Source organism: Mesorhizobium captivum (genome assembly GCF_033977165.1).
Classification (GTDB): Bacteria; Pseudomonadota; Alphaproteobacteria; order Rhizobiales; family Rhizobiaceae; genus Mesorhizobium; species Mesorhizobium captivum.
Genome location: NZ_JAVIJB010000018.1, coordinates 25497 through 47356, shown reverse-complemented (window position 1 = coordinate 47356; position 21860 = coordinate 25497). Strand labels below are relative to the sequence as shown.

The 21860-nt window shown below is 63.4% G+C and carries 23 protein-coding genes, 1 other RNA gene and 2 pseudogenes; 9 read left to right on the top strand and 17 right to left on the bottom strand.

Annotated features, from left to right (window positions below; genetic code table 11):
• Positions 1–11 precede the first annotated feature (11 nt).
• Both RFM40_RS16765 and RFM40_RS16760 read right to left on the bottom strand, forming a co-directional pair.
• Entirely contained in the window at positions 12–320 is a 309-nt protein-coding gene (locus tag RFM40_RS16765) for a hypothetical protein (RefSeq protein WP_320219342.1), read from the bottom strand.
• 4 nt (positions 321–324) lie between these two features.
• Complete coding sequence (locus RFM40_RS16760; protein WP_320219343.1) at positions 325–891, bottom strand: helix-turn-helix domain-containing protein; 567 nt, start codon at positions 889–891, stop codon at positions 325–327.
• 153 nt (positions 892–1044) lie between these two features.
• Here RFM40_RS16760 and RFM40_RS16755 point away from each other — a divergent pair, with 153 nt between their 5' ends.
• On the top strand, positions 1045–2874 hold the full coding sequence (locus tag RFM40_RS16755; protein WP_320227497.1) for an ATP-binding protein: 1830 nt from the start codon (positions 1045–1047) through the stop codon (positions 2872–2874).
• A 166-nt stretch (positions 2875–3040) separates the two neighbouring features.
• Here RFM40_RS16755 and RFM40_RS16750 read toward each other — a convergent pair whose 3' ends face one another.
• Entirely contained in the window at positions 3041–3832 is a 792-nt protein-coding gene (locus RFM40_RS16750; protein ID WP_320227496.1) for a GGDEF domain-containing protein, read from the bottom strand.
• 122 nt (positions 3833–3954) lie between these two features.
• The gene (gene miaA / locus RFM40_RS16745; RefSeq protein ID WP_320227561.1) at positions 3955–4902 is read right to left on the bottom strand and encodes a tRNA (adenosine(37)-N6)-dimethylallyltransferase MiaA; all 948 of its coding nucleotides are present in this window, start codon (positions 4900–4902) and stop codon (positions 3955–3957) included.
• On the opposite strand from miaA, the gene serB reads away from it, so the two are divergent.
• Positions 4892–5779 (top strand): phosphoserine phosphatase SerB, encoded by an 888-nt coding sequence (gene serB, locus RFM40_RS16740; RefSeq protein WP_320227495.1) that lies wholly within the window; start codon positions 4892–4894, stop codon positions 5777–5779. The two genes, miaA and serB, sit on opposite strands and share 11 nt — an antisense overlap.
• A complete protein-coding gene (locus RFM40_RS16735; RefSeq protein WP_320227494.1) occupies positions 5776–6348 on the top strand; it encodes a GNAT family N-acetyltransferase in 573 nt (190 codons plus the stop codon). Before serB ends, RFM40_RS16735 begins: the two co-directional genes overlap by 4 nt.
• A 45-nt stretch (positions 6349–6393) precedes the next feature.
• On the opposite strand, the gene RFM40_RS16730 is transcribed toward RFM40_RS16735, so the two are convergent.
• The 6 genes from RFM40_RS16730 to RFM40_RS16705 all read right to left on the bottom strand — a co-directional run bounded on the left by RFM40_RS16730 (position 6394) and on the right by RFM40_RS16705 (position 12094).
• Positions 6394–7908, bottom strand: coding sequence for a DegQ family serine endoprotease (locus tag RFM40_RS16730; RefSeq protein ID WP_320227493.1), 1515 nt, complete (start codon positions 7906–7908; stop codon positions 6394–6396).
• Between the two features lie 146 nt (positions 7909–8054).
• Entirely contained in the window at positions 8055–8240 is a 186-nt protein-coding gene (locus RFM40_RS16725) for a DUF2065 domain-containing protein (RefSeq protein WP_320227492.1), read from the bottom strand.
• A 4-nt stretch (positions 8241–8244) separates the two neighbouring features.
• Positions 8245–9219: a protease modulator HflC gene (gene hflC / locus RFM40_RS16720; protein WP_320227491.1), complete on the bottom strand. Its 975-nt coding sequence runs from the start codon at positions 9217–9219 to the stop codon at positions 8245–8247.
• On the bottom strand, positions 9219–10316 hold the full coding sequence (gene hflK / locus RFM40_RS16715; protein ID WP_320227490.1) for an FtsH protease activity modulator HflK: 1098 nt from the start codon (positions 10314–10316) through the stop codon (positions 9219–9221). The genes hflC and hflK overlap by 1 nt, the downstream gene beginning before the upstream one ends.
• 246 nt (positions 10317–10562) lie before the next feature.
• Complete coding sequence (locus RFM40_RS16710) at positions 10563–11081, bottom strand: dihydrofolate reductase (protein WP_320227489.1); 519 nt, start codon at positions 11079–11081, stop codon at positions 10563–10565.
• Positions 11081–12094 carry a DUF4424 domain-containing protein gene (locus RFM40_RS16705; RefSeq protein WP_320277823.1) on the bottom strand — a complete coding sequence of 338 codons (1014 nt, stop codon included), beginning with the start codon at positions 12092–12094 and terminating at the stop codon, positions 11081–11083. The genes RFM40_RS16710 and RFM40_RS16705 overlap by 1 nt, the downstream gene beginning before the upstream one ends.
• 199 nt (positions 12095–12293) lie before the next feature.
• On the opposite strand from RFM40_RS16705, the gene cobF reads away from it, so the two are divergent.
• Positions 12294–13058, top strand: a complete 765-nt coding sequence (gene cobF / locus RFM40_RS16700; protein ID WP_320227487.1) for a precorrin-6A synthase (deacetylating) — start codon at positions 12294–12296, stop codon at positions 13056–13058.
• A gap of 110 nt (positions 13059–13168) precedes the next feature.
• Here cobF and RFM40_RS16695 read toward each other — a convergent pair whose 3' ends face one another.
• The 4 genes from RFM40_RS16695 to modA form a co-directional block, all read right to left on the bottom strand.
• Entirely contained in the window at positions 13169–13510 is a 342-nt protein-coding gene (locus RFM40_RS16695) for a winged helix-turn-helix domain-containing protein (protein ID WP_320227486.1), read from the bottom strand.
• A gap of 83 nt (positions 13511–13593) precedes the next feature.
• Complete coding sequence (gene modC / locus RFM40_RS16690) at positions 13594–14706, bottom strand: molybdenum ABC transporter ATP-binding protein (protein WP_320227485.1); 1113 nt, start codon at positions 14704–14706, stop codon at positions 13594–13596.
• Positions 14703–15407: a molybdate ABC transporter permease subunit gene (gene modB / locus RFM40_RS16685; RefSeq protein ID WP_320227484.1), complete on the bottom strand. Its 705-nt coding sequence runs from the start codon at positions 15405–15407 to the stop codon at positions 14703–14705. Before modB ends, modC begins: the two co-directional genes overlap by 4 nt.
• 19 nt (positions 15408–15426) lie before the next feature.
• Positions 15427–16215, bottom strand: coding sequence for a molybdate ABC transporter substrate-binding protein (gene modA / locus RFM40_RS16680; RefSeq protein WP_320277822.1), 789 nt, complete (start codon positions 16213–16215; stop codon positions 15427–15429).
• A gap of 163 nt (positions 16216–16378) precedes the next feature.
• On the opposite strand from modA, the pseudogene RFM40_RS16675 reads away from it, so the two are divergent.
• Positions 16379–16587: pseudogene (locus RFM40_RS16675) on the top strand (TOBE domain-containing protein).
• Positions 16588–16623: 36 nt separating this feature from the next.
• On the opposite strand, the gene RFM40_RS16670 reads toward RFM40_RS16675, so the two are convergent.
• Positions 16624–17418 (bottom strand): thymidylate synthase, encoded by a 795-nt coding sequence (locus tag RFM40_RS16670; RefSeq protein ID WP_320277821.1) that lies wholly within the window; start codon positions 17416–17418, stop codon positions 16624–16626.
• Between the two features lie 142 nt (positions 17419–17560).
• A complete protein-coding gene (locus tag RFM40_RS16665; RefSeq protein WP_320277820.1) occupies positions 17561–17872 on the bottom strand; it encodes a DUF2853 family protein in 312 nt (103 codons plus the stop codon).
• A gap of 168 nt (positions 17873–18040) precedes the next feature.
• Between RFM40_RS16665 and ssrA the strand changes: the two genes are divergently transcribed.
• Both ssrA and RFM40_RS16655 read left to right on the top strand, forming a co-directional pair.
• Positions 18041–18401: a transfer-messenger RNA gene (gene ssrA / locus RFM40_RS16660) on the top strand.
• Positions 18402–18500: 99 nt separating this feature from the next.
• Positions 18501–19054, top strand: a pseudogene (locus tag RFM40_RS16655) (AAA family ATPase).
• Positions 19055–19103: 49 nt separating this feature from the next.
• Here RFM40_RS16655 and RFM40_RS16650 read toward each other — a convergent pair.
• Positions 19104–20309 carry a multidrug effflux MFS transporter gene (locus RFM40_RS16650; protein WP_320277819.1) on the bottom strand — a complete coding sequence of 402 codons (1206 nt, stop codon included), beginning with the start codon at positions 20307–20309 and terminating at the stop codon, positions 19104–19106.
• Between the two features lie 208 nt (positions 20310–20517).
• On the opposite strand from RFM40_RS16650, the gene RFM40_RS16645 reads away from it, so the two are divergent.
• Positions 20518–21201 carry a TetR/AcrR family transcriptional regulator gene (locus RFM40_RS16645; protein ID WP_320277818.1) on the top strand — a complete coding sequence of 228 codons (684 nt, stop codon included), beginning with the start codon at positions 20518–20520 and terminating at the stop codon, positions 21199–21201.
• A gap of 117 nt (positions 21202–21318) precedes the next feature.
• Complete coding sequence (locus RFM40_RS16640) at positions 21319–21852, top strand: SspB family protein (RefSeq protein WP_126099468.1); 534 nt, start codon at positions 21319–21321, stop codon at positions 21850–21852.
• The last annotated feature ends 8 nt before the right edge of the window (positions 21853–21860 follow it).

Below are 21860 nucleotides of genomic sequence, written 5' to 3'. Positions count from 1 at the left end.
TCGGGCCGCGGTCATTCGAAATGACTGGTCCGTCTTCGGCGGCGCGCCCGGCGGATTTCCGCGATACGCTCGGCGTCGTCCTCGCTGAGGTGCCGCCCGCGCTCCAGGATCTCGAGCGTGTATTCCTCGTAGGTGAGGCCAAGCCGCTCGGCCCGCTCCAGCCGCATCAGCATGATGGTCTGGCTCGGCGCCTTCCAGGCCTTGTCATGGGCGGCGCGCCAGGCAAGGAAGATGTAGGCGTCGCCCTTGCCCCATGGCGGGCCTTCGTAATCGTCGAGAGGCGGCCCGCCATTGTGCGAGCGTCTCAGTCGGCGCGCCATGCGATCAGCCCCTGACCAGCGCCACCAGATACTCGGCAGCTTCCGGTCCTGGCGCATGGAAGATGCAATCCGACGGCGCGCCGAGCGCCAGGCAGTCGCCTGGTTCGAGCTTGTGCACAACATCGCCTTCCGTGAAGTCGAGGCGGCCGCCGATCAGCCAGATCTGCTGCTTGATGAAGGCATAGGACGCTGCGGGGAAACTCACCCTGGCGCCGGCCGGCAGACTGACCCGGATGAGTTCGAGCGGCATTTGCGAGGCCGGCGACAGATGGCGTCTTACATAACCGGTCGCAGGATCCCGCCAGACCGGCTGCTCGTCCTTGCGGGAAACGCCGCCGCCCTGCATTTCGGCGCGTGCGATCAGCGTCGACAGCGTCATGCCGAAGGCGGACGCAACGCGCACTAGAAGCGCCGCGGTCGGGCTTGTCATGCCGCGCTCCATGGCGCTCAGCATCGCCTTGGAAACAGCCGACCGATCGGCCAGTTCGCCCAGAGACCATCCCCGCAAATCCCGCTCGGAGCGTATCCGCCTGCCGATGGTGGATGTGATGTCGTTCGATATATCAGTCATTTGTCCAATATATCGAAATCTCAACGCGACGAAAGAGGCTTTTCGATCGAATTTTCGCGGCCGGCTTAACAGGCTCTACACCATCCGACCTCACGCGACTTTAACTCCAATCCGATAGGGTCGACGCTCAGGGGAATGGGATCAGAGTCACCGATGTTTGTTGAACGCGAAGCCTCCGTTGGGGAACCGACCTCGCAGGAGCGCCGCAACATCCAACAAAGCGACAAGCGCATTCTGGGCAACGTCGTGCAGTGCGACGGCGCGCGTGCCACCATCAGCGCCTATGCCGAGGATGCCGAAGGCACGGTCACCGGCCTGTGGACGGTCGGCAAGATGATCTCCATCAACCTTGGCGCGACGCGCACGGTTGGCCTTGTCTATGCGATCGGCAAGTCTGACCGTGCCTGGAGCAACGAGGGCCAGAACGCAATCGAGGTCAGCATCGAACTGATCGGCGAGGTGCGCGACGGTGCCGAGCCTGGCGCCAAGCCGGTCTTCGACCGCGGCATCACCACCTATCCGCATATCGGCGCCATTGCCCACCGCATCCGCAGCCGTGACTTGCAGGCCGTTTACGATCTCGCCGGCCGCCACTCGATCACCATCGGCACGCTGTCCCAGGACGAGGCGATCGATGCCAACATCGCCATCGACGACACGCTGGCGCGCCATTTCGCCATTGTCGGCACGACCGGCGTCGGCAAGTCCACGGCCGTCTCGCTGCTGTTGCGCAAGTCGATCGAGGCGCGGCCGGATCTGCGCGTGGTGATCCTCGATCCGCACAACGAGTTTGCCGCCTCGCTTCCGGAATATTGCGTGAAGGTCGATTCCAAGACGCTCGACCTGCCGTTCTGGATGTTCAGGCTGGAGGAATTCGCCGAAGTTCTGTTTCGCGGGCGCGAGACCGTGCCGGAGGAAGTGGACGTCCTGCGCGACCTTATCCCGGCCGCCAAGAACCTCTATCGCAACCCCAGTTCGGGCAGCTACATCAGGCGCGGCAGCGATGCGCTGACGGCGGATACGCCGGTGCCTTACCGCATCGCCGATCTCCTCAAGCAGATCGACGAGCGCATGGGTCTCTTGGAAAGCAAGAACGACCGGCCGACCCTGAAGTCGCTGAGGACACGCATCGAATCAGCTGCCTCCGACCCGCGCTACCGCTTCATGTTCAATTCACGGCTGATCGAGGACACCATCCACGAGACGATCGGCAATATCTTCCGCGTGCCGAACCACGGGCGTCCGGTGACCTGCTTCGAGATGGCGGGCATGCCGTCCGAGGTCGTCAATTCGGTCTGCTCGGTGCTGGCGCGTCTCGCCTTCGACCTTGCGCTCTGGAGCGAGGGCCGGCTGCGGCTGCTTTTGCTGTGCGAGGAAGCGCACCGCTACATGCCCGCCGATCCGCGTCTCGGCTTCGCGCCGACAAGGCACGCTTTGTCGCGCATCGCCAAGGAAGGCCGCAAATATGGCTGCTATCTCGGCGTCGTCACCCAGCGCCCGGGCGAGCTCGATCCGACCATCCTGTCGCAATGCTCGACCTTCTTCGCCATGCGGCTCGCCAATGAGCAAGACCAGGCGATCATCCGCTCGGCGATCGCCGATTCCTCGGCCTCGACGCTGGCCTTCCTGTCTTCGATGGGCCAGCGCGAGGCGATCGCCTTCGGTGAAGGCGTGGCGACGACCATGCGGCTGAAATTCGAGAAGCTGTCGCGTGAATTCATCCCAGGAACAGCCAAGCGCGAGCAGACCATGCCCGCGGAAGCCGGCGACGATGTCGACCTCGCCGGCATCGTCGAGCGCTTGCGCAACGTGCCGAAGCCGCAGCAGGCCATGGCTTTCGCCGAGGTGGTCGACACCGGTCGCCAGGCCGGCGATCCCGACTACCGCAAGCCGCCCGCGCCCCGCGTGCAGCCGGACGACGATTTCGACCTGCGCTACGGCCTGAAGCCCTCGACCTTCGGCATGCGCCAGCAGAACGACTAATCGGCGACGGTGAAGGCACTGCCAAATTCCGAAAGGGAATTCATCAGGCCGGATTGAATGACGTGGCTTTCGAGAAGCCGGAGCGGAGCGGACATTCAGTCCGTGAGCACCGGAAGTCGAGAAGGCCGCGTCAGTCGGCCGGCCTCATGAATTCATCTTCGGAATTTTAGGCGCAGACGCGATTGCGGCCTTGCTTCTTCGCCTCGTAGAGCTGCCGGTCGGCGCGGCGATAAAAATCCTCCGCGCTCTCCTTGCGGTCCCAGACGGCAAGGCCGACGCTGGTGGTGACCTTCAGCCGCACGTTGCCCGATAGGATGGACATGCTGGCGATCGCCTTGCGGATGCGCTCGGCGAACCGGGCGAGCAGCTCCGCGTCCATGTTGGGGGTGACCACGGCAAACTCCTCGCCGCCAAGCCGCGCCACCACGTCGTGATAGCGCGTCATACCCCGCACGCATTGTGCGACGGCCCGCAGGACCTCATCACCGACATCGTGACCATGTGTATCGTTGACCTGCTTGAAATGATCGAGGTCGAGGATCATCAGCCCTACCGGCTTGTCGATGCGGCCGAACTCATCGAGATACTCCCGCAGCGCATCGTCGAAGTAGCGACGGTTCTGCATGCCGGTCAGGCCGTCGGTGAGAGCCGCGTGCTCGAGCGTTTGCGAGCGGGCGCTCAACGAAACCGTCATAGCGCGCAGCTTGCCCTCTTCCCTCACCTGGCCTCGGATCAGCGGGTAGATGAAGAAGGTCCCGAAGAACAAGGCGGCGGCGAGCAGCGCACCGGTCAGGAACAGTAATTTGTTGAGATAGATGATCCTTTGGAGGCGCGACGCGGTGTCGAGATCGGTCGCGATGTCCTGCAATTGGTCATAGGCGTGGAAGGTCACCAGGCCCGCGGCCAGGATCACGAAAATAAAGACAAAGAATGCGGATTCCGCCTTGTGAAAACGCATAACTCCCCGCGGCACTGCGACCCACGGTCGTTATGGCATGCCCGGCCTTACGGACCGTTAACTCGAACAACCGTGGCGGGAAACCGCGTTTGTTCCTTTAAGCCTCTGATTGAGGTCGCGATCTATCGGTCCGGGATTGCCGGATCCCTGGCCGTGTGGAGCCTTTGCCACTCCGGTCCCAATTGGTGTCTGAACCATGTCGCCTGACGCTTGGCATATTGGCGCGTGGCAACCTTGGCGCGCTCGATCGCTTCGGGGAAGCTCATTTGTCCGGCCAACGCGGCCTGCAGCTCCCGAACCCCGATCGCTTTCATCGCCGGCAGGTCCGGAGCGAGGTCGAGCGCCATCAATTGCCTGACCTCGTCCAGTGCGCCCTTGTCGAGCATCTGGTCGAATCGCGCCTCGATGCGCGCGACGAGTTCGCCGCGATCCGGCTCGATCACCAGGAAGCGCGCGCTGCCGCGGTCGATAAGCGGCTGACCGCGCGCCGCCTGCCAATCGAGGATCGACCGTCCCGACGCGTCGAGCACCTCGAGCGCCCGCACGATGCGCTGGCCATCGGTCGCCCTGAGCTGCATGGCGACAGCCGAATCCTCGCGCATCAGAATGCGATGCAGCCGTTCGGCCCCTTGTTCCTTGAGCTCGTAGCGCCAGCGCTCGCGCACCGATGGCGGAATGTCGGGCATGTCCGAGATGCCTTCGACGAGCGCGCGGAAATAAAGCCCGGTGCCGCCGACGAAGACGGCCGGTCGCCCGACCAAAACGCCTTCCTCGATCAGCCGGGTGACGTCGCGCAGCCAGGCGCCGGTGGAATAGGCTGTCGAAGGATGCACATGGCCGTAGAGGAAGTGCGGCACACGCGCCATTTCATCGGCGCTTGGGCGCGCCGTCAGCACGTCGAGCAGCGAATAGCCTTGCATGGAATCGGTGTTCACGATGACGCCGCCTTGGCGTTCCGCAAGGCCGACCGCTAGCGCCGACTTGCCGCTGGCGGTCGGCCCCGCTATCAGGATCGCATTCTTGACGCGGCCTTCGCCCGCCTGCCTGCCGGAATTTTCGATGCCGTTGATCGCCACGCTTGTATCCCGTCCCGAAGACCGCGCAGTGTCGGCCTCGCTTGCGAATATGGCCTCGCGCGCGGCCGGCGCAAGCACCGTTCGCTGGCTGGCCGAAGGCGTCGCCTGCGATCTGGGTTTGCCGGAGAGCCCTGACATCGGCGAATTGACGGCCAATCTTCGCGCAGCATTGGCCTCCGATCCTATCGACATCATCGTCCAGCCAGCCGAAGGCAGGAGGAAGAAGATCCTGCTTGCCGATATGGATTCGACGATGATCGATCAGGAATGCATCGACGAGCTCGCCGACGAGATCGGCGTAAAGGGGCATGTCGCAGCGATCACGGCGCGGTCGATGAATGGCGAGATCGCTTTTGAGCCCGCCCTGCGCGAACGCGTCGCTTTGCTGAAAGGCTTGGACACGGCGGTGGTCGACCGCATCGTCGCCAACCGGCTGACGCTGGCCGCCGGCGGCCGCGCGCTGGTGCGGACGATGCGTGCCAACGGCGCCTGGACCGCGCTCGTCTCCGGCGGCTTCGACGTCTTCACAAGCCGCATCGCCGCACTGCTCGGCTTCCAGGAAAACCGCGCCAACCGGCTGATCGAGGAAGATGGCCGATTCACCGGCACGGTGGCCGAACCGATCCTCGGCCGCGCCGCCAAGGCGGAGGCGCTGCTCGACATTGCGGCAAGGCTTGGCCTGGCGACGGCCGACGCGATTGCCGTGGGCGACGGCGCCAACGACCTCGACATGATCCGCCTTGCCGGCACCGGCGTTGCACTTCACGCCAAGCCGATCGTGGCGGAGCAGGCAGGATTCCGCATCGATCATGGCGACCTGACAGCACTGCTCTACCTCCAAGGCTATCGCCAGGAGGAATTCGTGCAGTGAGGCCAATCCGCACCGAGCGTCTCATCCTGCGCAACTGGGAAGAGCGCGACCGCGATCTCTTCCACCGCATCAACTCCGACGAGCGTGTGATGGAGTTCTTCCCGTTCCGCCGCGACCGCGCCGCGGCCGACGCCAAGATGGACGAGATCCGCGCCTGGATCGACGAGGATGGCTACGGCTTCGCCGCGGCCGAGATTGCCGCCACCGGCGAATGCATCGGCTTCGTCGGCATAACCGGCACGGAGGACGTGGACGTCCTGCCGGCCGGGACGATCGAGATCGGCTGGCGGCTGGCGCCTGAATTCTGGGGCAAGGGCTATGTCACCGAGGCGGCGGAAGCCTGGTTGGCCTATGGCTTCGAAACGCTGGGTCTGGACGAGATCGTCTCCTTCGCCGTTGCTGAAAACCACCGCTCCATCGCCGTCATGAAGCGGCTCGGCATGCGCGCCGAACCAAGCGCCAACTTCGATCATCCCGCCGTGCCGGACAGCCATCCTCATCTGAAGCGACATGTTCTGTACCGGCTGCCGCGCGATGACTGGCAGGCAGGGAAAAGAGCGGCTCGCTAGCCGCCCTTTTCGTTGAAACCCAGTTAGCTGGGCGCGTTTCCGGAGTCAGTCCATCCGGATGGTCACGAAGCGCAACTCGCCGCTCTTCGAGGCCAGCATCAGCAGCGCGTTCTTGCGACCCTGCTCCTTCAGCGCGCCGATCCGGTCCATGACGTCCTTCGGCGTTCCGACCGATTCCTGCGCGATCTCGGTGATCACCTCGCCCGGCTGGATGCCGCGCTCGGCAGCTGCCGAATCCTTGGCGACGTCGGTGATGACCACGCCCGACACATCGGCCGCGATACCGAACTTCTGCCTGGTCTGGTCGTTGAGCTCACCGACGGTCATGCCGAGCACGGACGCCGTGGACACCGGAGGCGCCTTGTCGCCTTTGTCCTGGTCGGTATTGCCGTTTTCGCCGCTGGCAAGCTTCTCGCCGTCCTCGAGCCGGCCGAGCGTCACCTTCACCGTCTGCTCGACGCCCTTGCGCACGATCACGACGTCGACCGCCTTGCCGACCGGGCTTTCGGCGACGACGCGCGGCAGGTCGCGCATTTCGTGGATGTCCTTGCCGTCGAACTTGATGATGACGTCGCCGGCCTGCACCGAACCGTTGTCGACTGGACCGCCCTTGATGACGCCGGCCACCAGCGCGCCCTTGGCGGTCGCCATGCCGAGGCTCTCGGCAATGTCGTCCGTCACCGGCTGGATGCGCACGCCAAGCCAGCCGCGCCTTGTCTCGCCGAATTGGCGAAGCTGGTCGACGACGCCCGCCGCAAGCTGCGCGGGGATGGAGAAGCCGATGCCGATCGAGCCGCCCGACGGCGAGATGATCGCCGTGTTGATGCCGATGACCTCGCCTTCGGCGTTGAACAGCGGCCCGCCGGAATTGCCGCGATTGATGGCGGCGTCCGTCTGGATGAAGTCGTCATAGGGGCCTGAATTGATGTCGCGGTTGCGCGCCGAGATAATGCCGACCGTGACCGTGCCGCCGAGGCCGAACGGATTGCCTATCGCCATCACCCAATCACCGACGCGCATCCTGGTGGAATCGCCGAATTTCACGGCCGTCAATTTGTGGCCCTTTGGATCCACCTTCAGCACCGCGACGTCGGTCTTGGTGTCGGTGCCGATGAGCGTCGCCTTCAGCGTCGCGCCATCGGAGAAATTCACCTCGATGTCGTCGGCATCGGCAATCACATGGTTGTTGGTCACCACGATGCCCTGGTCGGCGTCGATGACGAAACCGGAGCCCAGCGACTGCACCTTCTGTCCGCCGCCGCCCTTGTCGCCGCCGCGGTTCTTGAAGAAGTCGTCGAAAAAGTCCTGGAAAGGCGAGCCTTCGGGAAGCTGCGGCATCGGCACCGCGCCCGGCCCTTCGGTGCCTTTCACCGTCTGCGAGGTGGAGATGTTGACCACCGCGCCGAGCAGGCGTTCGGCGAGATCGGCGACGGACGGAGGCCCATCGGAGGCGATCGTCGGCGTAACGAAAGACGGGACGGCAATTATGCCGACGACGAATGCGGTGGCGCCGGCAAAAAGCGTGCGCCGCGCCGCGCGCAACAGGGTGTCGGATATCATCGTGGCCTCCCGGCGTTTTCAGAAAAGGAAAAGCGCATCCGCAAAGGCGCCTGCCCTGTTCATGTTGGCAAGAAATAAGGCACGTTTGCGGCTATAGCTATCGGCTGAAGATAAATCGTCAATCGCTTCCGCACCAAGGAATTTCATCAGCCGCGGACCAGCCAGACGATGCCGACGCCGATCGCGATTGCAACCAATCCGCCGATCCGCAGCACATTTTCCGGCATCGACAGCACTTCCGTCGCGAGTTTCCGGGCCAGAGCGGGAAACCCGCCATAGACCAGGCCCTCGATGACGAAGACCAGGCCGATTGCCGCGAGAAAATCCTGCACCGCCCTACTGGGCGGTGCTGGGTTGCGTCGCAGGCGCGGCAGGTGCCGTCGCCGGGGCGGCTGGCGCCGACTGTTGCGCAGCCGGTTGCCCAGGCACGGGCTTGCTGTCCGGATCGCGGAAGTAGCGGAAGAACTCGGACTCGGGCGACAGCACCATGGTCGTTCCGGTATTGTCCAACGCCGTGCCGTAAGCATTCATCGAGCGATAGAAATCGAAGAAGGCGGGGTCCCGCTTGTAGGCGTCAGCGAAGGTGGCGCTGCGTTGCGCCTCGCCTTCACCGCGAAGGATTTCCGATTCTTTCTGCGCCTCGGCGATGATCTCGACGACCTCGCGGTCGGCCCTGGCCCTGATGCGCTGCGCCGCCTCGTTGCCGCGCGCCCTCAGCCGCTCGGCTTCCGCCAGGCGTTCGGCCTTCATGCGGTCGTAGGTCTGCTGCGACACTTCCGCCGTCAGGTCCGTCCGGCGAATGCGCACATCCTCGATGTCGAGACCGAGCGATGTCGCATCCGGACGCAGCTGGTCGCGCACCTCGCGCATCATGACGCCGCGTTCTTCGGAAAGCGCCGCCTCGAAGTCGCGCAGACCGTAGACGCGGCGGAGCGCTGCATCGAGGCGCGTCTTCAGCCGGGCTTCGGCGAGTTCCACCTGGCCCGACACGGCCGCGCGGAAGGTCCGCGGATCCGAAATGCGATAGGCGATGAAGGCGTCGACCTCGTAGAACTTGCCGCCGGAGACCTGGACGCGGATGTTGTCGAGGTCGAAGCGCATCACTTTTTTCTCGATCGTCTGAACGCTGTCGGCATCGAAGAAGGCGAATGGCGCCTTGAAGTAGATGCCCGGCTCGGTCTTGACATCGATGATCTCGCCGAATCTCAGCACGATGGCCTGCTCGCCCGCCTTGACGACGAACACCGACGAATAGAGCAGGAACAGAAGGACGGCCGCGATGACGGCGATGATGGGAAGACGATTGGCCATCACTGGTTACCTCCCAGCGCCGGTGCCGGCGGCGCCTTCGGCTGCAGTGCCGGCAGCGGCAGATAGGGAAGCACGCCCTGCCCGTTTCTTTGCTCGACGACGACCTTGTTCGAGTCCTTCAGGATTCTCTCCATCGTTTCCAGGTAAAGGCGCTTGCGCGTCACGTCGGGCGCCTTGGCGTATTCGTTGTAGACGGAGATGAAGCGCTGCGCCTCGCCTTCCGCCTCCTGCACGACACGGTTCTTGTAGGCGGCCGCGTCCTCGCGGACCTGGGCCGCCTCGCCACGCGCCTGGCCGAGCTTCTGATTGGAATATTGGTTGGCCTGCTCGACGAACTTGTCCTCGTCCTGCTCGGCCCGCTGCACCTCGTCGAAGGCGTCGGCTACCTCGCGCGGCGGCGCTGCGTCCTCGATGGAGATCGCATTGACTTGCAGGCCGGTCTTGTAGCCGTCGAGCGTGTTCTGGATGATCTCACGCACCGAAGTGGCGATACCCTGGCGATCGTCGCGGAAAATATCCTGCGCCGGGCGCCGGCCGACGACTTCGCGCATGGCGCTTTCGGCTACCTGCGTCAGCATGCCGTCGGGATCGGAGACATCGAACAGGTAGGCCCTTGGATCGGAAACCTGATAGGCGACCGAGAACTGCACATTGACGATGTTCTGGTCGCCGGAGAGCATCAGCCCGGAGCCGCTGCTCGCTCCGCCACCAATGCTGACGAGTTGCTCGGAGATCTTGGCCGTCTCGACCGTTTCGATCGGCCACCAGTGGAAATGCAGGCCGGGTTGCGAAAGCTCCGCTTTCGGCTGGCCGAAGCGCAGTTCGACCGCGACTTCATCAGGCTGCACGGTGTAGATTGCCTTGAAGGCCCAAAGCACGACGAGCGCCAGCGCGATCAGCCCTAAAACGGCCGGACTGGCGCCGCCGCCTCCCGGAAGAGCACGCCGCAACCTGTCCTGGCCGCGGCGGATGATGTCTTCGAGGTCGGGAGGCGAGCCCTGCGGGCCACTCGGCCCCCTCGGTCCCTGCCCCCAGGGTCCCTGATTGCCGCCGCCGCCCCATGGGCCGCCACCACCGCTCTTGTCGTTCCAGGGCATGAATGTCCTTTCGCTTCGGTTCCCTCGGGCCTTGCGGCGCAATCCTAGCGCATGACCCCGAAAACCGATATCGGTTTTCGGAAAGGAATCACGCGCCAAATCAAAGTTTTACAGCAGCCTTTTGCGCATCCGGTTGGACGCGCGGCGCTGTACTGTCGTTCTTCTATAGGGACGCCGTGGCGCGCTTTCAACGCGGCCTGCCGCCCGCGCCGTCCGATTTGGGCCGGCAGCGACCCTTTGTCGTCGTTACCGACCGTCGCGCCGTCGCTCGTAGACGGTGTAACGCGTCGCGTGGCTGTCCTTTTCGCCCGCCGGGAAATCCTCGGAACGGACGATCCGCCAGATAGCCGGGTCGATCGGCGGGAAATGCGCGTCGCCATCGACTTTGGCCAGCACATGGGTGACATGGAGGCGGTCGGCAAGCGGCAGGGCCTGGGCGTAGATCTCGCCGCCGCCGACCACGCAGATCTCCTCGGCGCCTGTCATGCAGCGGCCGCGCACCCTGGCCAGTGTGATCGCTTCGTCGAGCGAATGCGCCACCTCGATGCCGTCGGCGCGCCAGGTCCTGTCTCGCGTCACCACGATGTTCAGCCTGCCGGGCAGCGGCCGGCCGATACCCTCATAGGTCTTGCGGCCCATGATGATCGGCTTGCCCATCGTGTCGGCTTTGAAGCGCTTGAGATCGCTGGAAAGCCGCCAAGGCAGTCCGCCTTCGCGTCCGATCACGCCGTTGTCGGCGATGGCAACGTAGATCGCGATGTCCATCAGCCACCGTTCCCGCCATTGTCCGAGGGCTCGAGCAGCAGGATGTCGATGTCGTGCTCGGGATAAAAATCCTTGGCCGTCATCTCGAATGTCGTCGGGGCGACCTTGCGGACATTGTCGCCACAGAAGGAAACCAGGTTCTTGGGACTGCCCTTGTCGATGGTGAGCTTGAACTTGCCGATATTGCCTGACGCCCAGTTGCCGCCCGTGGTCAGGATATAAGCGATGCGGCTTTCGAAATATTTCGGATAACCGTCGGGATTTTCCTTCGCTGCCTTGCGCACTGCGTTCTCGAACGCGCCGTCCATGCAGTAGCGGGTCTTGTAGGTGCCGTACTGCCCCTGGAACTTACCTTCAGAATAGAAGCTGACCGAAGACGTGCCGCCGACGCTCGGCTTGTAGCGGTGCGAGACATGGACGGCCTTGTTGGCCGGGAAAGTCGAGCGCCACCAATAGGTTGAGCGCAATTGCCAGAACGGCGCGTAGGCGGTTTGCATGCCCGAGCCGTCATCGGCGGTATCCTCGATGACGATGCCGCGGTTTTCCCAATCCTCGGCGACGTCCTTGGGTAGCTTACCCAGCGCCGCCTTGGCGGCATCGCCGAACGGATAGAGCGGCACGTTCTGCGCCTTGAGGTCGGCGGTGATGTCGATGCCAAGCGCGAACGCCTTTTGTTCGAGCTGCGGCTTCGCGTCGGCGCCGTCGATCGTCACCTCGAAACCGAGGAAATTGTCGCTTTGCGCTTCCGGGATCGCCGGCATCTCGTTCGGGTCGCCTTCGATGTCCGGCATCGGAAACGCAACGATGGCGCTGACGTCCTTGTCCGTGTTGTTGCGGAAGACGTAGTCGACCGTCACTTTCTCCGGCGAGATGAAAAGGTCCTCGCTTTCCATGGCGACGGCATCGCTGCGCGACAGGATCAGCCCGCCGGTGCCGAGTTCGGCAACGGAATCGTTGGCAAGGGCCGGCGCAGCCAGCAATGCCAACGCTGCGGTTAGGAAAGTGCGGAGCATGGATCCCCCTTTCGACGGCAATACCGGGACCATCCGGATGCGCTTCCATCTAGAGCAATTCCAGGAGAAGTAGCTAGAGCAGTTCAACGTTTCTGCCAAAGACGGACTGCTGCAACCCGTTTCAAATCCTGCGTTTGCGTAATGGCTGCCTGCCCGCCTGTCTGGACACGGCGCCTTCGATCGGGCAGGAGATCGCATTATGCGCAAGCTTCTCGTCATCGGCATCGGCGCCGGCAATCCGGAACACGTGACCGTGCAGGCCATCAATGGCCTGAACCGGGCCGACGTGCTGTTCATTCCCGACAAGGGCGCCAGCAAGAACGATCTGGCGGAACTGCGCCGGCAGATCTGCGACCGCTTCGTCACCAACCCGGAATCGCGCCGCGTCGAGTTCGACGTGCCGGTTCGCGCCGAGCCGACATCGTCCTATCGCGTGACGGTCGACGACTGGCACGAGGCGATCGCCGAGATCTATGAGGGGCTGATCCGGGACGAGCTACGCGAAAACGGTTGCGGCGCCTTCCTGATCTGGGGCGACCCCTCGCTTTATGACAGCGCGCTGCGCATCCTGGAGCGCGTGCGCCACAGGGGCAATGTCGGTTTCGAGCTCGAGGTCATTCCGGGCATCACCGCCATCCAGGCGCTTGCCGCGAGCCACGCGAGCGCGCTCAACCGCATCGGCGATTCGATCCTCGTCACCACCGGCCGCCGCCTCACCGAGGAAGGCCTGCCTGCGAATGCCGGCTCAACGGTGGTCATGCTCGACGGCAAATGCGCCTTCAACACGCTGGCCGACAAGGATGTCTTCATCCAGTGGGGCGCCTATCTCGGCACGCCGGACGAGATCATCGTCTCCGGCAGGCTCGGCGATGTCGGCGCCGAAATCGAGAAGGTCCGCGAAGAGGCCCGGCGGAAAAAGGGCTGGATCATGGACACCTATCTAGTGAGGAAGCCAGGGGAGTAAGGCAATAGGGAAGTAGGGAGTAAGGCGATAGGGAGTCGTTGATTTCGTTTACGTTGAGCAACTCCAGGACATCACGTCCTACTGCCCTACTGCCCTACTGCCCTACTGCCCTACCCAGCGTCGATCTCCGCCTGCAAAGCCTGCATATGGACCGCGGCTGCCGAAGCGGCCGCGCGCTCTATCGCCCTGAACCGGCTGACCACCGCAAGGCCTACCGGCGTCAATTGCGCGCCGCCACCTTTCCTGCCGCCGGTCTGCGCTGCGACCAGCGGCTTGCCGAACACCCGGTTCATGTCCTCGACGAGATCCCAGGCATGCTTGTAGGACATCTCCATGCCGCGCGCCGCGGCCGAGATCGAGCCGAAGGCGGCGATCTGCTCGAGGAGTTCGATCTTGCCGGGACCTATACGCCCCTCGGGGTCGAGATTTATCCTCAGGCTCAGCGATGGCATCTCTTGTCCTTTGCAGTCACGCCCAGACTAACCCTTTTGCAGCCAAATCGCTATTCCAATTGAACATAGCGGTATGCTCTTCGTCATCCATCGGCCTCGGCCGGCAACCCTGGACCGGTCGTCGTAGTGTCGAAGCTGACCGTCTTGATCACCGCGAAGACCTTGCGGCCGAGCGCGAGGCGCAGGCTTTGTTTCGACTGCTCGGTGATGCGCGCCAGCACGATCGCGCCATTGCAATCGATGGCGATTTCCACCGTGGGCCCTATGCCCGGCCTGACCGCGGCGATCGTCCCCGCCAGTATGTTGAGCGCGCTGAGGCCCGCCGGCTGCTCGGTCGCGATCATCACGTCGCGGGCCCGAATGCGGAGCCGCACCGGAGCTCCCGCCGGCCGAGCAATGCGCGGTATGCGGATCTCTCCGGCCGGCGAGCCGAGCACCGTCATGCCGAAAGCCTCGTCGTGACGCAGCACCCTGGTGTCGAGCACCGCGCCGCCCTCGCCGCGCTCCTCCGCCGGCAAGAGATCCAGCCGCTGCATGATCGCATCGGTCTGACCGAAGGCCGCGACCTTGCCCTGCGACAGCACCACCACGTCGCTCGCCAGCCGCGCCACCTCGGCGATCGAATGGCTGACATAGACGATTGGGATCCTCGTCTCGTCGCGCAGCCGCTCGATATAGGGCAGGATCTCGGCCTTGCGTGCCTCGTCGAGCGAGGCGAGCGGCTCGTCCATCAGAAGCAGCTTCGGGCTGGCAAGCAGGGCACGGCCGATCGCCACGCGCTGCTTTTCGCCGCCTGACAGTTTCGCCGGGCGCCGGTCGAGCAGGTGGCCGATGCCGAGCAGGTCGACCACCGCATCCATATCGGCGTAGCGCTCGGATGGCGGCGTGAACCAGCGGCCATAGCGCAGGTTGCCGGCAACGCTCATATGCGGGAAGAGTCGAGCATCCTGGAAAACCATGCCGATCCGCCGCTTATGCATCGGCACGAAGATGCCGGCGGCGGTGTCGACCAGCACGCGGCCATCGACGGCGACGCGCCCTTTCTCCGGTCGGATCAGCCCCGCGATCAGATTGATCAGCGTCGACTTGCCGGAGCCCGACGGCCCGAACAGCGCCGTCAGCCGGCCGGCGCTCTCGAAATTCGCTTCGATGGCGAAATCGCCTAGTCGATGGCTGATGTCGACCACGATCGTCATTCGATGTCCATCCGCCGACCGACCCTTCTCGCCAGCACTTCCGAAGCGATCAGCGCGACCATCGAGATGACGACCGAGATAAGCGTCAGTCTGAGCGCGCCCTCGTCGCCGCCCGGCACCTGGGTGAAGGTGTAGATCGCCGAGGGCAACGTCTGCGTCTCGTTGGGGATGTTGGAGACGAAGGTGATGGTGGCGCCGAACTCGCCCATCGCCTTGGCGAAGGAAAGGATCGCTCCGGCGATCAGCCCGGGCAGGATCAGCGGCAGCGTGATGGTGGCGAAAACCCAGAGCGGATTGGCGCCGAGCGTGCCGGCGGCTGCCTCCATCTTGCGGTCGACCGCCTCGATCGACAGCCTTATTGCCCGCACCATCAGCGGAAAACCCATGACGCCGCAGGCGAGTGCTGCACCCGTCCAGCGGAACGAAAAGACGACGCCGAAATGCTCGGCAAGAAAGGCGCCGGCCGGCCCGCGCCGGCCGAAGGTGAGCAGGAGGAGATAGCCGGTCACCACCGGCGGCAGGATCAGCGGCAGATGGACCAGCCCGTTGAGGAGAGTCTTGCCCCAGAATCGCCCCCGGGCCAGGACGAGCGCGATCAGGATACCCGGCGGCAGGCTGGCGATCATCGCCACCGTCGCCACCTTGATCGACAGCCGGACCGCATTCCATTCGTCGGGAGTGAGGTCCAGCAGCCAGTTCATATGCGGTCTAAGGTCTTTCTCAGTTGCTCGGCGCGAGCACCGTAAAACCCTGTTCCTTGAAGAGCGCCGCGGCCTTGGCCGACTCGACGCATTTCAGGAAGGCAGCCGTGTCCTTGTCCTTCGAATCCGACGTCTGGGCAATCGGGTAGATGATCGGCGGGTGCGAATCCTCGGGGAAGGTTCCGACAACCTTCACGCCCTTCTCGGCATGGGCGTCGGTGGCGTAGACGATGCCGAGCGCGGCCTCGCCCGTCGATACCAGCTTGAGTGCGGCGCGGACGTTCTCGGCCTGCGCGACCTTGCCTTCGACGGAGGACCAGACGCCCAGCTTTTCCAGCGCCGCCTTGCCGTATTTGCCGGCCGGCACCGCCTTGACATCCCCGATGGCGAGCCTGCCGTCGCCGATGAGCTTGGCGAGTTCGAAGCCTTTTTCGACCTTGGTCTCGACCGTGGAATCTTTCGGCGCAATCAGCACGATCTGGTTGCCGAGCAGCTTCACTTCGGTGTCGGGTTTGGTCAGCTTCCTGTCGGAGAGATATTTCATCCAGTCGAGGTCGGCCGAGACGAAGACATCGGCCGGCGCGCCGCCCTCGATCTGTTTGGCCAGCGCCGAGCTTGCCGCATAGGAAACGATCGCCGCTTCGCCGACCTCGGGCTCGCAGGCCTTGTTGACCGCATCGAGCGCGTCCTTGAGGCTCGCCGCGGCGAACACGATCACCTTGTCGTCGGCGCGCGCCGCCGGCACGGCCGCCATCAATGCTGCAGTCAGGCCGGCCATGGCGATCGCCTTCAGTCCCGTGCCCGTCATGAAACCTTCTCCCTGTTTGAACTCCGTCGGCCTAGTGCCTTGATCGATATATCCGGATGAACATAACAAGGGAAGGCCTTTTGCCTTCTGCGCCATTGTATGGTGGGGTCTTCCCAGTCTACGATGAAACCGATGCTATACAGCGAAGGCCATGGAGAGGCAGATGAAGATCAGCGCCCGCAACATCCTTAAGGGCAAGGTCACGGAAATCGTGACGGGAGCGACCACCTCGCATGTCAGGATGACATCGGCGGCAGCGTTATCGTCACCGCCTCGATCACCAATGAAGCGGTTGCGGACCTCGCGCTCGAAAAAGGCAAGCAGGCCTATGCCGTGATCAAGGCCTCCGACGTCATGATTGGTATCGAATGATGACAGCTTACCACGCTTGGACCGGTCTATTTGGCCCTAAACGGCGATCGGCGCCTTAATGCTGGCATCTGCAAAATAGTTCTCGAGGTGGAAATCCTCGAAACGGAAGGCAAAAAGATCCTTCACGTCCGGGTTGATCCACATCGTCGGCAACGCCTTCGGCGTGCGCCGCATCTGCTCGCGCGCCTGCTCGAAATGGTTCGAGTAGAGATGCGCGTCGCCAAGCGTGTGGACGAAGTCGCCGGGCTTCAGACCAGTCACCTGCGCCACCATCATGGTCAGCAGGGCGTAGGATGCTATGTTGAACGGCACGCCGAGGAAGATATCGCCGGAGCGCTGATAGAGCTGGCAGGAGAGCCGGCCTTCCGAGACGTAGAACTGGAACAGGCAGTGGCAGGGCGGCAACGCCATCGCCTCCACTTCGGCCGGGTTCCAGGCCGAGACGATCAGCCGGCGCGAATTAGGATTCTTGCGTATCTCCTTGAGAAGACCCGCGATCTGGTCGATCTCGCCGCCATGCCCGTCCGGCCACGAGCGCCATTGCTTGCCGTAGACGGGGCCGAGATCGCCATTCTCGTCAGCCCACTCGTCCCAGATGGTTACGCCGTTGTCGTTGAGATATTTGATGTTGGTGTCGCCGGCCAGGAACCACAGAAGCTCGTGGATGATCGACTTCAGATGCAGCTTCTTGGTGGTGGTGAGGGGGAAACCGCGCGAAAGGTCGAAGCGCATCTGGTAACCGAACACCGAGCGCGTGCCGGTGCCGGTGCGGTCGCCGCGATCGGCGCCGTTCTCCAGCACATGTTTCAACAGGTCGAGATATTGGCGCATCGGCTCGCCTCGATTCGGATGACAGGCGATCATAGCCGATTGGCCATCGGTCGAACACCGTAAGCCCGTCACAGATGTGAATCGTGCACCAGAAAGTCCAGGGCGCCGGCACGATGTCGTGCCGGCTGCCGACGGCTATGCCTCAAAGCGCGCCGAGTTTGCCCAGATCCTTCGCCACCAGATAGTAAAAGGTCACGCGGCTCTTGGTGTTGTCTGCGGCCATCGCCTTGCAGACCTTCTCGATCGAGGCGTCGGCCTTGGCGGCATCGGCGATGCCGAGCTTCTTGGCCGCCCAGTTCTCCCGGACGCGCTCGAGTTCCTTCGGGTCCGTGCAGGACACCAGCGAGGAATCGCGGTTCCTGAGCGCGATGCCCAGATGCTTGACGATCTTCTCGACCGCGTCGGCGCTGGCGCCGGCATCGTATTTCTTCACATCCGCAAGATAGTCGGCCATCAAACTTCCCCTCGTCGGCGCCACGGATCCGATCGATGAGGCTTGTGGCGCGCCGCGCAACCTGTGCGCCAGGTCAGAGATTCCTCATCGCCGGCGGAGCTTCGATTGAGTAAGCGCGCAAGTCAACCCTCGGATGTTGAGTTTGGACCCGGGGACAAGTGCCGGTTTGGCCTTTCATTTTTCATGATCGCTCCCTATATTCGCTTCGTCGGCTTGACCGACTATGGCGATAAACAGGCGATGAAATAAGCCGTTCGGACCCGGGGGCGGTACCCGGCGCCTCCACCAAAAACCGCTCTGGACAATGGAGCGGCTTTTGCTGGGGGCGAAATAGGATCGACGAAGGTGTAAAGATCGTACTTTTGCCCGGCATTGTACCACCGTCATCGGGCTAAACTTATAGTTGCCAACGACAACTATGCGGAAGCTCGTCTCGCTGCTTAATGCAGTGCGAACGCTTCAAATCAAGCCCTAGAGGTTCGCACTTCTAGGCGGGGTTCGGAGGTACCTGGCAACAGAAACCTCCACCTTCTCCCCCTCTTTTTCACCTTTCCAAATCAACTGAGCGGCCAAGGCTCGTTCGGCGAGCGCCGTTCCGTCTTGCCGTTCATCATCCATGGGCAAGTTCATGCAAAACGATTTCGATCGCTTCATCGTGCTGACCGGCGGTCCCGGCTCCGGCAAGACCACGCTGATCGAGGCACTGAAGGCGGCTGGCTTCGCGACGGCGCCGGAGGCGGGACGCGGCATCATCCGCGACCAGGTGGCGATCGGCGGCCCTGCCCTTCCCAGGCAGGACCGGGCGCTGTTTGCCGAGCTGATGCTGTCATGGGAGCTGCGCTCCTGGCATGCAGCGCATGAGCCAGGTCCGGTCTTCTTCGATCGCGGCGCGCCCGACACGATCGGCTATCTCAGGCTCTGCGGCCTGCCGGTGCCGGATCACGTCGCGAGCGCGGCGGAAAAATTCCGCTATGCGCGCCGCGTCTTCATTGCACCGCCATGGCCTGAAATCTTCACCCAGGACGAAGAGCGCAAACAGACCCTCGACGAGGCCGAGCGCACCTTTCAATCGGTGGCCAGAGCCTATGCCGAACTCAGCTACGAGCTGGTGCCTTGCCGCTTGCGCCAGTCGAAGAGCGTGTGCGCTTCGTCCTCGGCGCAGCCGGCTTGTCGCGGACATGAAAAAGGCCGGACAAACCCGGCCTTTTTCCGATCTTTTTTGCGAATTCTCTTACTCGGCGGGCGCTTCCACCACTTCCCGCGCGCGGCCAAGGGTCACCTTGGCCAGCGTGAAGGAAATGACCGCGCAGAGCGTGATACCGGCGACCATCGGCAGCGGCGTGCCGTCGAAGAACAGGCCGGCGACACCCATGGCCAGCGCACCGATGGCGAAGTGCAGCGTGCCCATCAGCGCCGAGGCCGTGCCGGCGATCTCGCCATGCTCCTCCATCGCCAGCACCGACGTGGTCGGGATGACCAGGCCGAGGAAGCCGTAGCCGACGAAGAGCAGCGCCGCCATCACGTCGAGCCGGTCGACGCCGGACGCCATGATTGCGAACAGCGCCACCATCACCGTGGCATAGCCGGTCACCGCCACCCAGACGACACGCTTCAGCCCAAACCGGTCGGCCAGCATTCCGGTCAACTGCGACATGCCGATGAAGGCGACCGCATTGATCGAGAAGAACACACTGTAGACCGACGGCGACAGGCCGTAGTGGTCAATCAGGATGAAGGACGAGCTCGACAGATAGACGAAGAAGCTCGCAATGCCGAAGCCGGCGATCGCCGTCAGGCCAAGGAAGTTGCGGTCACCCAACAGGTAACGGTAACCCGCCAGGGCAGTGCCGAAGGACGAATTGGCGCGCTCCTCTACCGACCGCGTCTCCTTCAGCGAGGTGGCGAGCAGGATGGTGGCTAAAACCGCGGCGCCAGTCACGGTCCAGAACACGGCGCGCCAGCCAAAGCTCTCGATGATCTGGCTGCCGGTGAGCGGCGCGAGAATCGGCGACACCGAGAACACCAGCATCAAGAGCGACATCAGCTTCGCGGCCTCGTTGCCGGTATGCAGGTCGCGCACGATAGCGCGCGGCACCGCCATGCCGGCGCTGGCGCCGAGCCCCTGCAGGAAGCGGAAGGCGATCAGCCACTCGATGTTGGGCGCCATCGCCGAGCCGACGCCGCCGACCATGAACAGCGCGAGGCCGGCATAAAGCGGCAGCTTGCGCCCGACCATGTCGGAGATCGGGCCGACGACGATCTGGCCGAAACCCATCGACAGGAAGAAGATCAAGAGGCTCATCTGCACCGCAGCGGTGCCGGCATTGAGATCCTCACCGATCGAGGGCAGCGCGGGAAGATACATATCGATGGCGAAAGGGCCGATTGCGGACAACAAGCCGAGCATGACCGCGACGCGGAGGAATTTGGAACTCATGATAGGGCTTCTTTCGGATCTGGTTGCCGCCGTGGTCCGGCGTCTACCCAAGGACGTTCCATCCCTCGGAAATCCGACATCTGACAGCGAATTTATTCATCTCTTCAGAGCGAATTCATTCGTCTCTCGCGGAGCGGATTTCCCTTTATTGTGTCCACAAATTTAGACAGGCTTGTCCAATTCGTCAATCACCGCTATATAGATTTTTATGACGCCCGGCGTTTCTCCTGACACTTTCCCGCCACGCAGCCATGAGGCTAAGCGCATATCGGTGGTCGAGGCTGCCGCTTCGGTTTTCTGTCGGGAGGGTTATGCCGGCGCCAACATCGACCTGATCGCGGCCGAGGCCGGCGTTTCACGCCAGACCGTCTACAATCACCACGGCGACAAGGAAAAGCTCTTCATGGCCGTCGTGCGCGACCTGACGGAGCGCTGCAATGCCGGCATCTTCGCCACCATCGCCACCTTCCCCGATCAGCCCGCCGACCTTGAATCCGATCTTGTCGCTTTTGCCGTGCGCATGAACCGCAACTGCATCTGCAACCGCGACGGCCGCTTCCTGCGCAAGCTGATCCAGGCCGAAGGCGAGCGCTATCCTGAGCTTTTCGCCGAATGGCGCGAACAGGGACCGGGCCGCACCTGGTCGGCGCTTGCCGCCCGCTTCGCGCGGCTTGCCTATGCCGGGCACCTGTCGATCGACGATCCGGACGTGGCGGCGCGCCAGTTCCTCGCTCTCGTCAATGCCGAGCTTCAAATCACTTTCATGCTCGGCGGCATGCCCACCGAGGAGGAGGTCCTGCGCTCGGCCACCAACGGCGTGCGCACCTTCCTCCGCGCCTTCGGCTCGCGGAAAGCAACGTCTGCCAAGCAGGCCGCCCTCGCCCACGCCTGAGCGATCAAATCGCCGCCACCCCCTCTTGGTCTCAGCGTTAGGCGCCTATATGCGGTTTACGCCGCGCCCAAGCTTGATTACAGCTATGCGGACGATTCAACGGAACCCGACCGTCACATGGCCGACGACCACATCCGCTACGACATTCTGGCCCAGGAGGCATTGCGCGGCGTCATGCGCAAGGTCCTGGCCGAAGTCGCGCGCACCGGCCTTCCGGGCAACCACCATTTCTTCATCACCTTCCTGACCGGCGCGCCGGGCGTGCGCATTTCCTCGCGGCTGCGCGAGCGTTATCCCGAGCAGATGACGATCGTCATCCAGTTCCAGTACTGGGACCTGAAAGTGACGGATGCCGGTTTCGAGGTGGGGCTCTCCTTCTCCGACGTGCCTGAAAAGCTCGAGATCCCCTTCTCCGCCGTTCGCGGTTTCTACGATCCTTCGGTGAATTTCGAACTCGAATTCGACGTCAAGGCGGAAGGCGCGGCGGAAGATGACGATGCCGCGCCGGCGCCGGAGCCGATTGCGGTCGTGGCCGAAAAGAAACCGGAATCGAAGAAAAAGTCCCCTGAGGCCGAGAAGAAGCCGGCTGTCGCCGACAGTGGCGGCAAGAGCGCCGACGTGGTTTCACTCGACGCCTTCCGCAAGAAGTGAACCGGGAA

Excerpts from the sequence above, each read along its gene's own strand:
- RFM40_RS16765 (WP_320219342.1), bottom strand. The coding sequence starts at position 320 with ATGGCGCGCCGACTGAGACGCTCGCACAATGGCGGGCCGCCTCTCGAC.
- RFM40_RS16730 (WP_320227493.1), bottom strand. The coding sequence starts at position 7,908 with ATGATATCCGACACCCTGTTGCGCGCGGCGCGGCGCACGCTTTTTGCC.
- RFM40_RS16710 (WP_320227489.1), bottom strand. The coding sequence starts at position 11,081 with ATGGACATCGCGATCTACGTTGCCATCGCCGACAACGGCGTGATCGGA.
- RFM40_RS16645 (WP_320277818.1), top strand. The coding sequence starts at position 20,518 with ATGACGCCCGGCGTTTCTCCTGACACTTTCCCGCCACGCAGCCATGAG.
- RFM40_RS16750 (WP_320227496.1), bottom strand. The coding sequence starts at position 3,832 with ATGCGTTTTCACAAGGCGGAATCCGCATTCTTTGTCTTTATTTTCGTG.
- modB (WP_320227484.1), bottom strand. The coding sequence starts at position 15,407 with ATGAACTGGCTGCTGGACCTCACTCCCGACGAATGGAATGCGGTCCGG.
- RFM40_RS16640 (WP_126099468.1), top strand. The coding sequence starts at position 21,319 with ATGGCCGACGACCACATCCGCTACGACATTCTGGCCCAGGAGGCATTG.
- RFM40_RS16670 (WP_320277821.1), bottom strand. The coding sequence starts at position 17,418 with ATGCGCCAATATCTCGACCTGTTGAAACATGTGCTGGAGAACGGCGCC.
- cobF (WP_320227487.1), top strand. The coding sequence starts at position 12,294 with ATGCGCAAGCTTCTCGTCATCGGCATCGGCGCCGGCAATCCGGAACAC.
- hflK (WP_320227490.1), bottom strand. The coding sequence starts at position 10,316 with ATGCCCTGGAACGACAAGAGCGGTGGTGGCGGCCCATGGGGCGGCGGC.
- RFM40_RS16695 (WP_320227486.1), bottom strand. The coding sequence starts at position 13,510 with ATGCCATCGCTGAGCCTGAGGATAAATCTCGACCCCGAGGGGCGTATA.
- modC (WP_320227485.1), bottom strand. The coding sequence starts at position 14,706 with ATGACGATCGTGGTCGACATCAGCCATCGACTAGGCGATTTCGCCATC.
- serB (WP_320227495.1), top strand. The coding sequence starts at position 4,892 with ATGCCGTTGATCGCCACGCTTGTATCCCGTCCCGAAGACCGCGCAGTG.
- modA (WP_320277822.1), bottom strand. The coding sequence starts at position 16,215 with ATGACGGGCACGGGACTGAAGGCGATCGCCATGGCCGGCCTGACTGCA.
- hflC (WP_320227491.1), bottom strand. The coding sequence starts at position 9,219 with ATGGCCAATCGTCTTCCCATCATCGCCGTCATCGCGGCCGTCCTTCTG.
- RFM40_RS16705 (WP_320277823.1), bottom strand. The coding sequence starts at position 12,094 with ATGCTCCGCACTTTCCTAACCGCAGCGTTGGCATTGCTGGCTGCGCCG.
- RFM40_RS16755 (WP_320227497.1), top strand. The coding sequence starts at position 1,045 with ATGTTTGTTGAACGCGAAGCCTCCGTTGGGGAACCGACCTCGCAGGAG.
- RFM40_RS16650 (WP_320277819.1), bottom strand. The coding sequence starts at position 20,309 with ATGAGTTCCAAATTCCTCCGCGTCGCGGTCATGCTCGGCTTGTTGTCC.
- RFM40_RS16760 (WP_320219343.1), bottom strand. The coding sequence starts at position 891 with ATGACTGATATATCGAACGACATCACATCCACCATCGGCAGGCGGATA.
- RFM40_RS16665 (WP_320277820.1), bottom strand. The coding sequence starts at position 17,872 with ATGGCCGACTATCTTGCGGATGTGAAGAAATACGATGCCGGCGCCAGC.